Origin of the sequence: Stenotrophomonas sp. NPDC077461 (genome assembly GCF_049545475.1) — a bacterium.
Taxonomy (GTDB): Bacteria; Pseudomonadota; Gammaproteobacteria; order Xanthomonadales; family Xanthomonadaceae; genus Stenotrophomonas; species Stenotrophomonas nematodicola.
Genome location: NZ_JBMWDO010000001.1, coordinates 276,957 through 294,023 on the forward strand (window position 1 = coordinate 276,957; position 17,067 = coordinate 294,023).

At 67.8% G+C, this 17,067-nt stretch carries 17 protein-coding genes; 1 reads left to right on the forward strand and 16 read right to left on the reverse strand.

The window, feature by feature from the left end; genetic code table 11:
* Positions 1–66: 66 nt before the first annotated feature.
* On the forward strand, positions 67–3,096 hold the full coding sequence (locus ACPEH8_RS01285) for a two-component regulator propeller domain-containing protein (protein ID WP_312710447.1): 3,030 nt from the start codon (positions 67–69) through the stop codon (positions 3,094–3,096).
* A 47-nt stretch (positions 3,097–3,143) separates the two neighbouring features.
* On the opposite strand, the gene rnt is transcribed toward ACPEH8_RS01285, so the two are convergent.
* The 16 genes from rnt to ACPEH8_RS01365 all read right to left on the reverse strand — a co-directional run bounded on the left by rnt (position 3,144) and on the right by ACPEH8_RS01365 (position 16,928).
* Positions 3,144–3,731 (reverse strand): ribonuclease T, encoded by a 588-nt coding sequence (gene rnt / locus ACPEH8_RS01290; RefSeq protein WP_136004413.1) that lies wholly within the window; start codon positions 3,729–3,731, stop codon positions 3,144–3,146.
* Between the two features lie 103 nt (positions 3,732–3,834).
* Positions 3,835–4,344: a DoxX family protein gene (locus ACPEH8_RS01295; RefSeq protein ID WP_017356810.1), complete on the reverse strand. Its 510-nt coding sequence runs from the start codon at positions 4,342–4,344 to the stop codon at positions 3,835–3,837.
* A gap of 25 nt (positions 4,345–4,369) precedes the next feature.
* Positions 4,370–5,125, reverse strand: coding sequence for a DNA-binding domain-containing protein (locus tag ACPEH8_RS01300; protein ID WP_017356811.1), 756 nt, complete (start codon positions 5,123–5,125; stop codon positions 4,370–4,372).
* A complete protein-coding gene (locus ACPEH8_RS01305) occupies positions 5,118–5,990 on the reverse strand; it encodes a DUF692 domain-containing protein (RefSeq protein WP_136004211.1) in 873 nt (290 codons plus the stop codon). Before ACPEH8_RS01305 ends, ACPEH8_RS01300 begins: the two co-directional genes overlap by 8 nt.
* A complete protein-coding gene (locus ACPEH8_RS01310; RefSeq protein ID WP_017356813.1) occupies positions 5,977–6,351 on the reverse strand; it encodes a hypothetical protein in 375 nt (124 codons plus the stop codon). The genes ACPEH8_RS01305 and ACPEH8_RS01310 overlap by 14 nt, the downstream gene beginning before the upstream one ends.
* A gap of 323 nt (positions 6,352–6,674) precedes the next feature.
* Positions 6,675–7,382 carry a phosphate signaling complex protein PhoU gene (phoU, locus tag ACPEH8_RS01315; protein ID WP_017356814.1) on the reverse strand — a complete coding sequence of 236 codons (708 nt, stop codon included), beginning with the start codon at positions 7,380–7,382 and terminating at the stop codon, positions 6,675–6,677.
* A 56-nt stretch (positions 7,383–7,438) separates the two neighbouring features.
* Positions 7,439–8,269, reverse strand: a complete 831-nt coding sequence (pstB, locus tag ACPEH8_RS01320) for a phosphate ABC transporter ATP-binding protein PstB (protein ID WP_017356815.1) — start codon at positions 8,267–8,269, stop codon at positions 7,439–7,441.
* A 19-nt stretch (positions 8,270–8,288) separates the two neighbouring features.
* Positions 8,289–9,164, reverse strand: a complete 876-nt coding sequence (pstA, locus tag ACPEH8_RS01325) for a phosphate ABC transporter permease PstA (protein ID WP_017356816.1) — start codon at positions 9,162–9,164, stop codon at positions 8,289–8,291.
* Entirely contained in the window at positions 9,164–10,132 is a 969-nt protein-coding gene (pstC, locus tag ACPEH8_RS01330) for a phosphate ABC transporter permease subunit PstC (protein WP_017356817.1), read from the reverse strand. The genes pstA and pstC overlap by 1 nt, the downstream gene beginning before the upstream one ends.
* Before the next feature lie 80 nt (positions 10,133–10,212).
* Complete coding sequence (gene pstS, locus ACPEH8_RS01335; RefSeq protein ID WP_017356818.1) at positions 10,213–11,304, reverse strand: phosphate ABC transporter substrate-binding protein PstS; 1,092 nt, start codon at positions 11,302–11,304, stop codon at positions 10,213–10,215.
* Positions 11,305–11,598: 294 nt separating this feature from the next.
* Positions 11,599–12,618: a phosphate ABC transporter substrate-binding protein PstS gene (gene pstS / locus ACPEH8_RS01340; RefSeq protein WP_313218193.1), complete on the reverse strand. Its 1,020-nt coding sequence runs from the start codon at positions 12,616–12,618 to the stop codon at positions 11,599–11,601.
* Between the two features lie 203 nt (positions 12,619–12,821).
* Positions 12,822–13,598 (reverse strand): hypothetical protein, encoded by a 777-nt coding sequence (locus tag ACPEH8_RS01345; protein ID WP_423665851.1) that lies wholly within the window; start codon positions 13,596–13,598, stop codon positions 12,822–12,824.
* A gap of 115 nt (positions 13,599–13,713) precedes the next feature.
* Positions 13,714–14,925: an OprO/OprP family phosphate-selective porin gene (locus ACPEH8_RS01350; RefSeq protein WP_026070827.1), complete on the reverse strand. Its 1,212-nt coding sequence runs from the start codon at positions 14,923–14,925 to the stop codon at positions 13,714–13,716.
* A gap of 181 nt (positions 14,926–15,106) precedes the next feature.
* A complete protein-coding gene (nth, locus tag ACPEH8_RS01355) occupies positions 15,107–15,781 on the reverse strand; it encodes an endonuclease III (protein WP_136004205.1) in 675 nt (224 codons plus the stop codon).
* Positions 15,781–16,146, reverse strand: coding sequence for a hypothetical protein (locus ACPEH8_RS01360; protein ID WP_423665853.1), 366 nt, complete (start codon positions 16,144–16,146; stop codon positions 15,781–15,783). Before ACPEH8_RS01360 ends, nth begins: the two co-directional genes overlap by 1 nt.
* Entirely contained in the window at positions 16,146–16,928 is a 783-nt protein-coding gene (locus tag ACPEH8_RS01365; protein ID WP_153164401.1) for an enoyl-CoA hydratase/isomerase family protein, read from the reverse strand. The genes ACPEH8_RS01360 and ACPEH8_RS01365 overlap by 1 nt, the downstream gene beginning before the upstream one ends.
* Between the last annotated feature and the right edge of the window lie 139 nt (positions 16,929–17,067).

Here is a 17,067-nt window from a genome sequence, read left to right on the forward strand (position 1 = left end):
GCACGAATCAACCGGCCTGCGGGCCGGGGCTTCCCTTCCCAACGCCATGCGGGCAGGCCTGCACGGATGAGGGAACGGGGGGGCGTCAACCGGCGGCGGCCGGTCCAATCCCGAGGACGCGTCCTGCCGTGGCTGCAGGCCGCAGGGCTGTGCCTGCTGCTGTGGCTGGCGGCCATTCCGTCGCTGTCGGCGCAGGATGGGCCACCGCCGCTGCGCGACTACGCGATCGACGTGTGGACCTCGCGCAACGGCCTGCCGCACAACTCGCTGCGCGACATCGCGCAGACGCCCGAAGGCCACCTCTGGTTCGCCACCTGGGAGGGTCTGGTGCGCTACAACGGGCTGGACTTCACCGTGTTCGACCGCAGCACGCGGCCGGGCCTGCGCGACAATGGCGTGGGCGCCCTGTATGTCGACCACGCCGGCAACCTGTGGATCAGCGACTCGCGCGGCAACGTCACCCGCCGCGGCAGCGATGGCCAGTGGCGGGTATGGGAACACCAGCCGGGGACGCCGCAGGTGCTGATCCAGGCGATGCAGATGGACAGCCATCGGCGCCTGTGGCTGCTGTACGAAGGCAAGGGCATCGGCAGCCTCGACCCGGACGGCCGCATCGCATACACACCGCCGGCGGCCGACGTGCCGATGGCGATGAGTTTCACCAAAATGGTGGTGGACGCCCAGGACCGCGTGTGGGTGGGCACCCTGGATGGCCTGGTGGTGCGCGACAACGACGGCGTCCTGCGCCGCGCGCCGGAGAGCTTCGGGCTGGGGCGTGGCCTGGTGTGGCCGTACCGGGCGCCCGACGGGGTGATGTGGATCGTGGCCGGCGAGCGGATCTACCGCATGCAGGACGGCGTGCCCGAGCTGCAGCACCGCCTGCCCGGCCAGATGCACATGACCGCGATGCTGCAGGACCGCCACGGCGACCTGTGGCTGGGCACCGAGAATCAGGGCCTGCTGCGGCTCTCGCGGCATGGGCTGGAGCGGCTGCCGGCCGGTCTTTCGCTGCCGGGTGGACGTGTGGTCAGCCTGCGGGAGGATGCGGAGGGCAGCATCTGGGTCGGCGCCAACGGCGGTCTGTACCGCCTGCGCGAAACGCTGTTCAGCAGCTACACCGAACGCGATGGACTCAGTGGCGACTACGTGCGCACCGTGTATGAGGACCGGCAACGCCAGATGTGGATCGGCAGTGCCAGCGGCCTGGACCGGATGGACGGCGATGGCCGCTTCCATGCGATCGCGCTGCGCAATCAGGGCGGCAAGCCGCCGTCGGTGTTGAGCCTGGCCCAGGACCGTGCAGGTGATCTATGGGTGGGCACCTTCGGCGACGGGGTGTTCCGGGTGGACGCACAGGGCCGGGTGCTGCGCACCTACGGCACCGCCGATGGGCTGCCGGGGGGCAACATCCGTGCGATGAGCGTGGACCGTGACGGCGGGGTCTGGGCCGGCACGCAGAAGGGCGTGGTGCGCATTGATGCGCGTGGCGTGGCCGTGCCGACTGTGCCCGGCATGCCGACCGGGCTGATCACCGCCTTGGCCCACGACGCCGAGGGCAATCTGTGGATCGGCACGATCGAAGGCATCCGCGTGCTGCGCGGCAACCGCGTGCAGGCCATCGACCTGGAGCGCATGGGCGGCGGCCGCAGCGTGTTCGGCTTCCAGCAGATCGGCGATGCGATGTGGGTAAGCACCGACCGTGGGCTGTACCGCTGGCAGAACGGCCGGTTGGCGCGGGTCGGGCTGGAGCAGGGCATGCCCGTGGATACGGTGTTCCAGCTGGTGCCCGACCGCGTCGGCAATGTGTGGATCAGCAGCAACCGCGGCGTCCTGCGCACCGACATGGCGATGCTCAACGATGTGGCCGACGGACGCGCGCCGCACATCGACGTGGAGCACTACAACGAAATCGACGGCATGGCCAATTCGCAGGCCAATGGCAGTTCCGGCCCGTCGGCGATCCTGCGCCAGGACGGGACGTTCTGGGTGGTCACTGCCGGTGGCCTCAGCACGGTCGATCCGCTGCGGCTGCAGCGCTTCCGCGAGCGCCTGGCGCCGCCGGCGGTGATCGAGAACGTGCAGGTGGATGGCACGCCCCTGCACTGGCAGGGCAACGACTACAACCGCATTCCCGGCGGCAAGCGCCTGAGCGTGAGCTATGTGGGGCTGAGCTATCTGCTGTCCGAACGGATCCGCTATCGCACCCGCCTGGAGGGCCTGGACAGCGGCTGGATCGAGCGCGGGCAGCAGCGCAGCGTCGAATTCATCGGTCTGCCGCCGGGCGACTACACGCTGCATGTGTCGGCCGCCCACCCCGGCGGTGCATGGAGCGACAGCGAGGCGGTCTGGGCGTTCACGGTCGAGCCGTTTCTGTGGCAGCGGCGCAGCGTGCAGGTGATCGCTTCGCTGCTGCTGTTGGCCGGCCTGGTGGCGCTGTACCGCTATCTGATCAATCGCTACAAGGCCAGCAACATCCGCCTGGCGCGGAGGGTGAATGAGGCCACGCGCGACCTGCAGGCGCAGACCATGCACCTGCAGGCCTTGAACGAGGAAAAGACCGCGCTGGCCGAACGTCTGGCCGTGCAGGCCGAAGCGTTTGAACGCCAGGCGCGCGAAGACGCGCTGACCGGCCTGGCCAACCGGCGTGCATTCGACGAAGCGTTGGCCCGCGATTTCGCCCGGTCGCAGCGCAGCCGTCACCCGATGTGCCTGGTGGTGCTGGACATCGACCACTTCAAGGAGGTCAACGACCGGCACAGCCATAGCGTCGGCGACGTGGTGCTGGTGGAAGTGGCGCGCCTGATCGCCTCGGCATGCCGCGATTCGGACATGCCGGCACGCACCGGTGGTGAGGAGTTCGCCCTGCTGCTCAATGACACCCGCCTGGACGAAGCGGCGCAGGTCTGCGCACGTCTGCGTGGCCTGTTCCACGACCACCCCGACTGGGCCGGTGTGGCGGGTCTGAAGGTGACCTTCAGCGCCGGACTGGTCGAACTGGATGCGGCCGACCGTACCCCGATGCTGCTGTATCAGCGCGCGGACCGCGCGCTGTACCGCGCCAAGAGCGAAGGCCGCGACCGCACCGCCATCGGGTGACGATCAGGCCGGGGCGGAGCAGGGTTCGGCCGCCCCGCGCGGGTGCGTCAGGGACGTGGCCAGGCGTTGGCGATCGTGCAGAACAGCTTGGCGGTCTGCTCGGTGTCGTACACCGCGCTGTGCGCTTCGTCGGCGTCCCAGCCGAGCCCGGCGGCGTTGGCCGCGCGCGCCAGCACGGTCTGGCCGTAGGCGACGCCGGCCAGAGTCACCGTGTCGAACACGCTGAAGGGGTGGAACGGATTGCGCTTGTGGCCGGTGCGGTTGACCGCGGCATTGACGAAGCCCAGGTCGAAATGCGCGTTGTGGCCGACCAGGATCGCGCGCTGGCAGCCGTACTTTTTCACGGCGGCGCGGACCGGCGCGAAGATGTGGTCGAGCGCGTCCTTTTCAGACTTGGCCAGCCGGAACGGGTGGTCGAGGATGATGCCGGTCACTTCCAGCGATTTCGGGTCGATCTCCAACCCGTCGGCCGGAATCACGTGGGCGCTGGCGGTCGGGCCGGGATAGAGCAGGCCGTTCTCGTCCATTTCGATCGGCACCGCGGCGATTTCCAGCAGTGCGTTGCGGTTGCAGTCGAAGCCGCCGGTTTCCACGTCGATCACGACAGGCAGGAAACCACGGAAGCGTTGGGCCATTGCCAGGTTCGCCGCGGGGGCAGTCGTTTCGGCGGCGGCAGGGGGCAAGGCGGCATCGTTCATCCGTGGATTCTAGCAGAGGGGGCCTGTATGCCCCCGCCACTCAGGCGTCTGCGGGACGGCGCCCCGGCTGCCGGCGCAGCAGGTGGTCCACGCTCAGCGGGCCGGCGCCCTGCAGCGCCAGGGGCAGCAGCATGGCCATGAACAGCAGCGGCAGCTTGAAGTTGCCAAACCCCTGGTCGGTGATGGCATAGCCCTGCCACAGCTCGGCCAGTCCGTCCCAGTGCATCGGCCAGTGCACCGCCCAGGTCGCCACCACGGTCAGGACAAGCAGGCTGCCGGCGGCCAGCCGGGTACCCAGCCCCAGCAGCAGGCAGAGCGCGCCGACCAGCTCCAATCCGATGGCCAGGTGCCAGTTGAGGCTGGCCGGGAGCTGGTCGAACGGAAACGGGAAGGCCTGTTGCAGGTCGCCGAACCAGTTCTGTCCGTGCAGCTTTTCGCGGCCGGATTCCAGGTACTCCCAGGCCAGCAGCAGACGCAGGCCCAGCGGGGCGATCCACGGCGCAAGCCGATCCAGCCGGTCGCGCAGGGCGACCCGGTGCAGTGTCTTCATCAAAGGGGAACTCCTGGAAAAGGGGTCAGGCAGGCGGAGGGGACGGGGCGATCACGGCGTGGCGCAGGAACTGCTGCAGCAGCGCGGTTCCCTCGGTCAGCAGGGCATCGGGGGGCAGGCCGTGGGCCTGCGCCAACGCCTGCAGGTGCTCAGCGCCGGTCTGGCCGGGCGACTGGCCGATGCGCTCGAGCAGGTGGGCGGCCAGTGGGCTGATCGTCGCGAAGCGCACCTGGCCGTCCGCGTCGCGCCGAACCAGCAGTCCGGTCGGTTCGGTGGGGGGCTCGGCCGGCGCGTCGGCGCTGCCGAGCCGATGGACCGGCCAGTGGTAGAGCAGGGGCCACGCCAAGGGCGAGCGCTGCAGCGGCACAACCTGCGGGTCGATGCCCGTGGCAATCGGCAGCGGACAGGCGTCGAGCTGATAGAGCGCGGTCTCCACCCATTCGTAGTGCGCCAGTTCGGCCAGTGCCGGATGCGGCAGTACCGGGCGTTCCTGCAGCCATTGCACGAATTCGGCGGCCAGCTCGGTGAACAGCGGCGTCTGCGCGCGATGATCGGCAAGAAAGCGGCGTACCAGCGCTGCCCAGGCCGCCTCGCCGAGCAGCCGCGCGCACACCGGGAAGCCGTTGCCGAGCAGCCCCAGCACGTTGTTGAACACCAGCCGCCGGTAGATGCCCATCCGGCGCGGGTCCAGGCCGGTTGGCGCGGCGACACGCTCCGGATCGCGCAGATGCGCGGTGAACGCGCGTTGCTGTGCGTGCAGGCGAGGGGATGTGTCAGCCATTGGACACCGCTCCGTGCGCGGCCATCAGGCCTCGGATGATGCGCAGTTCGTCGCGCAGCTCCGGATAGGGGGGGAAGTTGAAATCGCGTTCGAGCAGGGTGGGGCGCGGGCCAATGCGTGCATAGGTGCGGCCGAGCAGGTCCCATACCGGATCGATCACCGCGCTGCCGTGGGTATCGATCTTGAGGTCGTCGGCGTCGTCGAGGTGGCCCGCCACGTGCAGGCAGGCGATGCGATGCGCGGGCAGCCCGGCGATGAAGGCGTCCGCGTCGTAACCGTGGTTGAAGGCGTTGACGTAGACGTTGTTGACGTCCAGCAGCAGGTCGCAGTCGGCCTCGGCCAGCACGGCGTTGGTGAAGGCCAGCTCATCCATTGCCGGTTCCGGCGCCAGGTAGTAGGACACGTTCTCCACCGCGATGCGCCGTCCCAGCAGATCCTGCACGCGGGCGATGCGGGCGGCGGTATGGCGCACGGCCTCGTCGGTGAAGGGAATCGGCAGCAGGTCGTACAGATGGCCCTCGTCGCTGCAGTAGCTCAGGTGTTCGCTGTACAGCGGCACCCGATGCTGGTCCAGGAAGCGACCCACCTGCTCCAGCAGTGACGTGTCCAGCGGCGCGGTGCCGCCCAGCGACAGCGACAGGCCGTGGCAGCTCAGCGGATGGCGCCGCGCCAGCTCGGCCAGCTGTTCGCCGGCCAGGCCGCCCACGCCGATCCAGTTCTCCGGCGCGCACTCGAGGAAATCGACATCGCCCTCGGGTGCCTCGCGCAGGTCCTGCAGCAGCGCACGGCGCAGCCCCAGTCCGGTCGCCGCCGCAGGCAGCGGCGACCGGGGCAGCGCGGTGGCCGGGGCGTCAGTGCTTGGCACCGCACTTGCCTTCGCCGCACTTGCCTTCGGCGGTCTTGCCGGCCGCGGTCGGAGCCTTGGCGTCGTCCGCCTTGGATTTGGCCTTGCCCTTGTCGGCGCCACACTTGCCTTCCCCACACTTGCCCTCGGCGGTCTTGCCGGCCGCTGCGGCGCCGGCCTTCTCCCCACCCTTGGCACCATGCGCCCCGCACTTGCCTTCGCCACACTTGCCTTCGGCGGTCTTGGCGGCGGCTTGGCCGGCAACCAGGTAGCCCTGCGCCAGGTCGGTCATGCTCAATGCAGAGGCCGACGTGGTGGCGCCCAGGCCGGCGGCCAGGGCGGTGGCCGCCAGCAGGGACAGCGAACGGGTGGATGTGCTCATCGATGGTGCTCCTTGGGTATGGGCCAGTGCCCGGAATGGCTGCTGGTGGGGCAGCAGGTGCGGCCATGATGGCCGGTCCTCGCTCAACGAATCCTCACACAGCATTCAACATTTCGTGAAGTGTGGGAGATTCCCATCGTGGCAATGCAACAGGACCCTGCGTACACGGCGGTCGCTCCGCGCGGGCCCCGCGCGGCCCAGCGGCCCCCGGCCGTCCATCCCCCGCGTGCGCCCCGGCACTCGACGGGGCGCATCTCGCGGATTCAAAAAAAAAGCCGCGACCCGAGGGCCGCGGCGTCTGCTCCCTGCATTGGCAGGATGCCTCAGACGTGATCGGTGCTGCTGGTTTCGTCGCGCTTCTCGCGCGGCGGCAGGGCCTGCTCGCCGTGCACCAGGAACCAGACGTTCTCGGCGATGTTGGTGGCATGGTCGCCCACGCGCTCCAGGTTCTTGGCCATGAACAGCAGGTGCGTGCAGGGGGTGATGTTGCGCGGGTCTTCCATCATGTAGGTGAGCAGCTCGCGGAACAGCGCGGTGTACTGTGCATCCAGGCGCGCATCGTCATCACGCAGGGCGAGGGCGGCGGCGGCATCGTTGTCGCGGTAGGCCTCGATGGCACGGCGGACCTGCTGTGCGGCCAGCCGGCCCAGCGAGCGCAGGCCCTGGATCTGCGGCAGCGGCGGGACCTTGCTCAGGGCGATCGAGCGCTTGGCGACGTTGGCGGCATAATCGCCGATGCGTTCGATGTCGGCCGGGATGCGCAGGCCGGCCAGGATCTCGCGGAGGTCGCGCGCCATCGGGCCGCGCAGCGCCAGACGCATCACATCGTGGCTGATCTGCTGTTCCAGGCTGTCGATGGCTTCGTCGTTGGCGATGATGCGCTGTGCCGCGTTCTCGTCGCGTTTCTCGATGACGTCCATCGACGCATCGAGCTGCGCCACGGCCATCTCGCCCATGCGCACGATCTCGGCCACCAGCCGCTGCTGCTCTTCGTCGTAGCTCTTGACGATATGGTCGTTGGGAAAGTTCATGATGATTCTCGTAGAGCCGGGCTCTGCCCGGCTGGATGATGTGGAGACGCAGGCGCTCAGCCAAACCGCCCGGTGATGTAATCCTCGGTCTGCTGCTTGTTGGGCTGCGAGAAGATCACTTCGGTGCGGTCGTGTTCGATCAGGTCGCCCAGATACATGAAGGCGGTGTAGTCGGACACGCGCGCGGCCTGCTGCATGTTGTGGGTGACGATCACGATGGTGTAATCGTGCTTGAGCTCTTCGACCAACTGTTCGATGCGGCTGGTGGAGATCGGGTCCAGTGCCGACGTCGGCTCATCCAGCAGCAGCACGTCCGGGCGCAGCGCAACGGCACGGGCGATGCACAGGCGCTGCTGCTGGCCGCCGGACAGCCCCAGCGCGCTCTGGTTGAGCTTGTCCTTGACCTCGTCCCACAGCGCGCCCTGGCGCAGCGCCTGTTCGACGCGGTCGGTCATCTCCGACTTGGACAGCTTTTCGTGATGGCGGATGCCGTACGCGACGTTCTCGAAGATGGTCATCGGGAATGGCACCGGCTTCTGGAACACCATGCCGACCTTGCTGCGCAGCCGGTTCATCGGATACTTCGGCGAGAGGATGTTCTCACCGTCCAGCAGCACTTCGCCGCGTGCTTCCAGCTTGGGGTACAGCGCATAGATGCGGTTGAAGATGCGCAGCAGCGTGGACTTGCCGCAGCCGGACGGACCGATCAGCGCGGTGACTCGCTTCTCCGGGATCTCCAGGTCGATGCCCTTGAGCGCATGGAATTTGTCGTAGTAGAAGTCCAACCCGCGCGCGGCCAGCTTGATCGGCGCCGGGGTGTGCAGGCTTTCATGCGAGGCCGGGACCACGATGCGCTGCATCGGTACGGCGTTGGAGAGATCGTTCATGGCGATGTCCGTGGAAAGGTCAGTCATGGGAGATACGGTTGCGCAGCAGGATGCCGCGCGCAGAGAGGCTGACCAGCAGCACGAACACGGTCAGCACCAGGGCGCCGGCCCAGGCGAGCACCTGCCAGGATTCGTACGGGCTGCCCGCGAACTGGTTCATCACCACCGGCACCGAGGCCATCGGCTGGAACACGTTGCTGTTCCAGTACTGGTTGCCGAAGGCGGTGAACAGCAGCGGCGCGGTCTCGCCGGAAATGCGGGCCAGGGCCAGCAGGATGCCGGTGACGATGCCGGCGGCGGCGCTGCGATACAGCACCTGCACGGTCACCTTCCACTGCGGGATGCCGAGCGACAGCGCCGCCTCACGCATCTGCGACGGCACCAGTCGCAGCATCTCGTCGGTGGTGCGCACCACCACCGGCAGCACGATGAACGCCAGCGAGAGTGCACCGGCGAACGCCGAGAACTGTCCGCCGGTCTGCATCACGTACAGGGTGTAGACGAACAGGCCCAGCACGATCGACGGCGCCGAGAGCAGGATGTCGTTGACGAAACGCACCACCGTGCCGGCCTTGCGGAAGTTGCCGTACTCGGCCAGCCAGGTGCCGGCCAGCACGCCCAGCGGGGTGCCGATCGCGATCGCCAGACCGCACATCACCGCGCTGCCGAAGAAGGCGTTGGCGAGGCCGCCCTCCTGCATGGGGGGCGGGGTCATCCTGGTGAACAGGTCCAGGTTGATCCCGGCCAGGCCCTTGGAGGCCAGCGTCCACAGAATCCAGCCAAGGAAGAACAGGCCGAACAGCGCGGTCAGGCAGGACATCAGCAGCGCGACCACGTTGACGATGCGGCGGCGCAGGTACAGCGGTTGTGCGGCGGACGGGGCGATGGTGGACATCAGTTGCCCTCCTTGCGGGCGAGGCGCATCAGCATCAGGCGGGCAATGGCCAGCACAACGAAGGTCACGATGAAGAGCACGAAGCCGAGCAGCAGCAGTGCCGAGCGGTAGGTTTCGGTGGCCTCACCGAAATCATTGGCAATCAGCGCGGCGATGGTGGTGCCGGGCTCGAGCAGCGAGGGCGACAGGCGCACGCTGTTGCCGATCACGAAGGCCACCGCCATCGTTTCGCCCAGGGCGCGCCCCAGGCCGAGGAAGATGCCGCCGATCACCGCCGAGCGGGTGTAGGGCAGCACGATGTCCCAACTCACTTCCCACTTCGTGGACCCCAGCGCGTATGCCGATTCCTTCAGGCGGGTGGGTACGGTCAGGAACACTTCGCGCATGACCGAGGAGATGAACGGGATCACCATGATCGCCAGCACGAAGCCGGCCGTGAGCACGCCGATGCCCAGCGGCGGGCCCTGGAACAGCGGACCGATGACCGGCAGTGTGCCGAGGTGGTCGTTGAGGAACGGGGTGACGTATTCGGTCATCACCGGCACCAGCACGAACAGGCCCCACATGCCGTAGATGATCGACGGAATGCCGGCCAGCAGTTCGATGGCGGTACCGACCGGACCACGCATCCACCGCGGGGCGACTTCGGTCAGAAAGAAGGCGATGCCGAAGCTCACCGGCACGGCGATGATCATCGCGATCAGCGCGGTGACCAGGGTGCCGTAGATCGGCGCGAGCGCACCGAACTTGTTTTCGACCGGATTCCATTCGGACGAGTAGAAGAAGCTCAGGCCCTGCTCCTGCAGGGCATGGCGGCCGCCCCACAGCATCGAGAGCGCGGCGCAGGCCAGGGCGACCAGCACCAGAACGACGGTGGTGATCAGTACCCAGCGGAACAGTGTGTCGTTGCGGGCATCACGCAGGTCGCGGAGGGACGGTGCGGGAACAGGCTGGGCAATGGCATTCATGGGAAAGGCAGGGGCCCGAGAGGTGGGGTGCGGCGTGGTGGCGACAAGGGAGGGCCCGCGCGGCGCGCGGGCCCGGGTTGTCATTTGAATTCAGCGGCCCAGTAGGCTTCGATCTGCGTCACCAGTTCGGCGGGCAGCGGCACGTAGTGCAGTTCGTTGGCCTGCGTCTGGCCCTTTTCAAAGGCCCACTTGAAGAACGCCAGGGTGTCCTTGCTGCGCTGGGCATCCTTGGGCTGCTTGTGCATCAGCATGAAGTTGGTGGCGGTGATCGGCCACGCCTGGTCGCCCGGGGCGTTGGTGATGACCAGGTTGAAGTCCTTGGCGCTGGCCCAGTCGGCGCTGGCAGCCGCGGCGGCGAAACTCTCCGCACTCGGCTGCACCCAGTTGCCGGCGGCGTTCTGCATCGAGGCGTACGGCATGCCGTTCTGCAGCGCGTAGGCCAGTTCGACGTAGCCGATCGAGCCCTTGATCTGCTTCACGTACGAGGCCACGCCTTCATTGCCCTTGCCACCCACGCCGTCCGGCCACTGCACCGAGGTGCCTTCGCCGACCTTGCTCTTCCAGTCCGGGCTGACCTTGGACAGGTAATTGGAGAAGTTGAAGGTGGTGCCCGAGCCATCCGAGCGGTGGACCAGGGTGATCTTGCCGTCGGGCAGTTTCACGCCCGGGTTGGCGGCAACGATGGCCGGATCGTTCCAGGTCTTGACCTTGCCGAGGAAAATGTCGGCCAGCAGCGCGCCGCTCAGGCGCAGCTTGCCGGCGTCCAGGCCCTCGATGTTCACCACCGGGACCACGCCGCCGATGGCGGACGGGAACTGGCCCAGGCCGGCCTGGGCCAGCTCTTCGCTGCTCAGCGGCTTGTCGGAGGAACCGAAGTCGACGGTGCCGGCCTTGATCTGGGCGATGCCGCCACCCGAACCAATGGACTGGTAGTTGATTTTGGCGCCGGTGGCCGCGTTGTAGTCCGCCGACCACTTGGACACCAGCGGGAAGATGAAGGAAGCACCGGCACCGGAGATCTCGGCGGTGAGCCTGTCGCCGGCGGCAGGCGCGGCGGCGGGGGTGTCGGCGGCCGGCGCGGCAGCCTGGCCTTCAGCGCCCGGCTTGCAGGCGGAAAGGCCCAGCGCGATGGCCAGGGTAAGGGCGGTCAAGCCAGCCGTGTGCAGTTTCATGCGTCACTCCGTAGCGGGATGGGGGCCGGTCTCTCCGGCGACGCTGCTATGAAATGATGTTTTTGTTACAGCCGTATGACGACGTGACCGGACGCACGGGAAAGCCCGGTGGGACGGGGGCCGGCGATGGCACGTGCGGAAAAAGAAAAGGCGCGGATCTTGCGATCCGCGCCCGGCGGCGGCAGGGGGAGAGAGGACCTGCCGCCGCCATTGCCTTGTCCGTCGATCCGGCCGGGTACCGGCCAATGGCGGTACCCGGCCGGGGTGGGTCACGACCGTGGTCGTGACGGCACCTCAGTACTTCAGATTCTGCGACCAGTACGTCTCGATCTGCTTGACCAGGGTGTCCGGCAGCGGCACGTAATCGAGCTGCTTGGCCTGGGCGTCGCCGTTCCGGTAGATCCAGCGGAAGAACTCCTGCGTGGCCTTGGCGTTGGCGACGTTCTTGGGCTGCTTGCGGACCAGGATGAAGTTGGTGGCGGTGATCGGCCACGCATCGGCGCCCGGCGCGTTGGTCATGACCAGGTAGAAGTCCTTGGCGCTGGCCCAGTCGGCGCTGGAGGCTGCGGCGGCGAAGGAAGTGTCGCTCGGCAGGACGATCTTGCCGGCGGCGTTCTTCATGGCGGCGTAGGACATCTTGTTCTGCAGCGCGTAGGACAGCTCGACGTAGCCGATGCCCCCCTTGATCTGCTTGACGTACGCGGCGACGCCTTCGTTGCCCTTGCCACCGATGCCGACCGGCCACTGGACCGAGGTGCCTTCACCAACCTTGCTCTTCCACTCCGGATTGACCTTGGAGAGGTAGTTGACGAAGTTGAAGGTGGTGCCGGAGCCGTCCGAGCGGTGCACGACGGTGATCTTGCCGTCCGGCAGCTTGACGCCCGGGTTCAGCGCGGCGATGGCCGGGTCGTTCCAGGTCTTGATCTTGCCCAGGAAGATGTTGCCCAGGGTCGGCCCATCCAGCTTCAGTGCGCCCGGCGCGATGCCGGCCACGTTGATCACCGGGACCACGCCGCCGATCACCGACGGGAACTGGGCCAGCCCGGCCGAGGCCAGCTCTTCCGGCTTCAGCGGGGCGTCGGAGGAGCCGAAGTCCACCGTCGCCGCCTTGATCTGGGCAATGCCGCCGCCCGAACCGATGGACTGGTAGTTGACCTTCTTGCCGGTAGCGGCGCTGTAGTCGGCCGACCACTTGGACATGACCGGATAGATGAACGAGGCGCCCGCGCCGGTGACATCGGCGGCATTGGCGGCAAACACGGACGACGCGGCGAGGACGACAACGGCGGCGCGCGACTTGAAGGCGTGGATCACGGGATGGCTCCTGGGATGGATGACGGTGCGGGGTGTCCCGCCCGGCGCCCATTCCATAACGGTTCGATGACAGCGCAGCGTCTGTCATATGACGCAACCGTGACAGGGTGCGGCATCGCCCCGCGACGCCCGGAGCAGGGGCGTTGTCGGCGTCATAAAGTGCACTGCGTCACGCAGGTTCGCGCAGACCAGGTGCCCCCCCCTCAGTAGGGACTGAGGGCATCCAGGAAGGGGTAGGCGCGGCCATCGTGGCGCAGCCGGTAGCTGCGTTGGACCGCGGGCGCGTCGCTGTCCACGCAGGTCTTGTCGTGCACGGCGCTGCGTCGCGCCACCTGCCGCTCGCGGACGATCAGGTCGGCAAATCCCGGTGGGCGCGGTGCGCCGACCTCCAGGGTGCGCGTGGTGGTCTGGAACTGGCCGGCGCAGCGGGTATCCCACTCTCCCTGGGCGATGTCCACGCTGATCGGCTGGGTCAGCACCTGCAGGTGGCCCGGCGTGTAGGCGATCAGGCGCAGCCGGGTTTCCGAATACGGGTTGGGGCTGGACGCGCCGGTGAAGCGGGTACGCACGCCGAAGGTCCAGTGTGCGTCGTCGAGCCGATAGCGGGCGGTATCCAGGGCAACGCCGTCGAAGCGGACGGCGTCGCTGTCGACCGCGCCGCGCAGCACGCTCCAGGCGCGCGGGGTGGCGCTGGCCGTATCGATCACCATCAGTTCCAGGTCGCCGTCGGGCGCGTCCGGCAGGCTGTCGCGGTCATTCCAGACCGGCACGGCCAACAGCGTCAGCTCCGGGTGCGCTGGCCAGACGCGGCAGGTGCCCGCCTGCGGCGCACGGCGCCAGCCCGCGCGGTCGGGAAGCACGGTGCCTGGGCGGACAGCGTAGGCGTGCTCGATCACCGCGATGGCGTCGGTGCACTGCTGGGCATGGGCGGCTGGCGTGGCGCTCGCAAGCACAGGCAGGAGCAGCAGGGTGGGGCGCATCGGGCCGTCCGTGGGAAAGTGGCCGCACAGCATACGCAGGCGACACGGCATGCAGGCCCAACGAAAAGGGGCGCAGCCTGCGCTGCGCCCCTGGAGTGCATCGATGCCGCAGGGCTTACCAGAAGAACTGCAGGCGGGCTTCGAGGATGTTCGGGTCGTCGTTGACGAAGCCGCGGGCCGACGAGCTGTACTTCTTGCTGTCCACCATCACGTAGTTCAGGGCGAACTTGGTGTTGGAGCGCCAGTAGTAGTTCACGCCGACGGTCCAGATGTTCATCTTGCCGCCGAGCACGCCGTCGACGATCGGCGGACGGCCGGCCACCGGGTTGGCAGTGAGGTTGCCATCGTTGAGATCCATCTGGTCGTAGCGCGCGCCCAGCTGCCACATGCCACGGCCCGGTTCGTCCGGCAGGCCGGTGGTCGGGGTGCCGCCCTTGTAGCCCCAGCTCTCGCCGGTGATGTTCCACAGGCCGCTCACGTAGAAGCCGTCGCTGCTGTAGTTGTCGTGGCTGTAGCGCTTGGCCTTGCTGGTGTAGTACTCGGCCTGGGCCTTGAACGGGCCGCCGATGTACATCGCTTCGGCACCCAGCGTGCTGACGCGGTCGGTATCGACCAGGTTGCCGCTGTCCACCAGACGCACGGTGGCCAGGTCGGCGTTCGGACGGGCGCGCACGCGCAGGGTGTCCGCATCGGTGTCGTAGTCGACGTAGCTCAGGCCGAAGTGCAGCACCTGGCCCTTCTCGTTGATCGGCGCCCAGGTACCACGCGCGCCGTAGCCGCTGCCGTGGGCCAGGTTGCGCGTCAGCTCGCGGCCGAAGGCGCTGGCGGTGACCGACCAGTTGCTGTCGCCGATGCTGTAGGCACCGCCGAGGCGACGGGCCACGGCGTAGGTGTTGGTGACCGCCGCCTTGGAGATGAAGTCGTTGTTCTTGGTGCTGGACAGTTCTTCCAGGCTGTTGGGCTGCTTGAACTGGCCGAACTGCACGAAGTGGTTGGCGTTGCCGGCCAGCTTGTACTTCAGGTTGGTGTCCAGGAACTTGTCGGCCTTGGCATCGTAGCCCACCACCCATTCCACGTTGCCCGGGCCCTTGCCCTTGAGCACCAGCTCGGCGCGGCGCAGCTCGAACTCGCTGTTCTTGCCGTTCCCGGCATCGCCGCCGTTGAGGTCGGTCAGATCGTTGTCGAACCAGTTGCCGTCGGCCTGGACCAGGCCTTCGAAGGTGATCTCCGAACCGCCGATCACGTCGATGGCCACTTCAGCGTGAGCGGCCGGCACGAACAGCGCAGCCGCCACGGCCGCAGTAAGAAGTTGGCGATGCAGTTTCATGGAAAGGAGCCTTGCAGGCAGGTGGGAAGATGCTGCGCAGGCTAATTAGTGAAGATTGCGTAAATGTGACAGTTTCAGACAAACCGTCGTTTGCCGGACCCCACGGCCCGGCAGGGCTTTACATGAATGCCCGGCGCAGATGACCGCCGGATTGCGTACAGATGGCAATCGCCGCCGGGGGTCAGGCGGCGGTTTTTTCCCTGTAGCGGCACAGGTCGCGGATCACGCACTGCGGGCAATCCGGCTTGCGTGCCTTGCACACGTAGCGGCCATGCAGGATCAGCCAGTGGTGTGCGTCGAGCAGGAACTCGGCGGGGATCACCTTGACCAGCAGGTCCTCCACCGCGCGGACGTCCTTGCCAGGGGCCAGCCCGGTGCGGTTGGCCACGCGGAAGATGTGGGTGTCCACCGCCATCACCGGCTCGCCGAAGGCGGTGTTGAGCACCACGTTGGCCGTTTTGCGGCCCACGCCCGGCAGCGCCTCGAGGGCGGCGCGATCACGGGGCACCTCGCCACCGTGGTCGCGGATCAGCAGTGCGCAGGTGGCGATCACGTTCTTCGCCTTGGCGTTGAACAGCCCAATGGTGGCGATGTACTTCTTCAACCCGTCTTCGCCCAGCGCGAGCATGGCCTGTGGCGTGCTGGCCACCGGGAACAGCTTGCGCGTGGCCTTGTTGACGCCCACGTCGGTGGCCTGCGCCGACAGCGCCACCGCGATCAGCAGTTCGAACGGCGTGCTGTATTCCAGCTCCGTGCGCGGATGCGGATTGAGCTCGCGCAGACGCGTGAACATCTCGATCACATCGGCCTTGGGCATGCGTGCGGAGCGCGGCGCGGCCTTGCTGACGACGGCCATCAGGTGCCGTTCCCGGCCGCCCGGGCCTTGGCGCGGGCGAGGATGGCCGCCGCCGCCGACGGCAGCGCCGGCTTCGCATCCGGCGTGGTCGCCGCCGGTGCCCGCCGCGCGTCGCGTTCGGCGGCACGGCGGCCCAGGCGTACAGCGCGCTGGCGGTAGCGCTCGCGCGCAGCCCACGCTCGCGTGAGCTGCTGCTGGGCCTGCAGCAGGCGCACGGGCAGGTCCGGATGGCCGGGCAGCCGCTGGGCGTCGCCAGGGTGTGGCACGTAGTCCATCAAGCCGGCCGCGAGTGCGCCGTCGACGTCGTCGTCCAGCAGCAGCATCCACAGCCGCGTGGGCAGGTCAGGGTCGGTGGCCATCATCATCAGCGGTTCTGGAACACCGGCGGACGGCGGGCCAAGAAGGCGGCGGTGCCTTCGCGCATGTCCTCGGTAGCGAACATCAGCCCGAACTGCGCGGTTTCGTAGGCCAGACCTTCGCCCAGCGCACACTCACCGCCGATATGGACGGCATCGAGGATGCCGCGCAGCGCCAGCGGCGCGGCGTGCGCAAGCTGCTGGGCCAGCGCCTGCACGCGTGCATCCAATGCATCGGCAGCCACCACTTCGTTGACGATCCCGAACTGCAGCGCGCGCGCGGCCGTGATCGGTGTGCCAAGCAGGCACAGTTCCAGCGTCGCGGCGCGGCCGCACAGACGCAGCAGGCGCTGGGTGCCGCCGAAGCCGGGAATCAGCCCGAGATTGATCTCCGGTTGGCCGACTTTGGCGGTTTCGGCAGCGATGCGCAGGTGGCAGGCCATCGCCAGTTCCAGGCCGCCGCCCAGCGCAAATCCGTTGATCTTCGCGATCACCGGCTTGGGCATGCGCTCGATGCAGCGCATCAATTTCTGCCCCAGCGCCGAGAAATCACGTCCCTGAACCGCGCTGAGTCCGTTCATTTCGGCGATGTCCGCCCCGGCCACGAACGCCTTCGGACCGGCCCCGGTGAGCACTGCCACCCGGACCGCCGGATCGGCGGCTGCCGCCGAAAACGCGCTGTATAGCGCTTCCAGCGTAGCCTTGTCGAGGGCATTGAGCTTGTCCGGGCGGTTCACGGTGAGGGTGCGGATGGCGCCGTCATCGGTCACGGCGAGGGGCGAATCGGCCACGGCGGGGCTCCTGGAAAAACGTTAAAAAAAAGTGAGGTTGAACTCTTGAAACGAAGTCAGGTCAGAGCTTGCGTCGTTAGTGGCGGTTCAACGTTGCGGCGGCTATCCTAACCCGTCGCCTCAGGGCGGCCCAACGCGT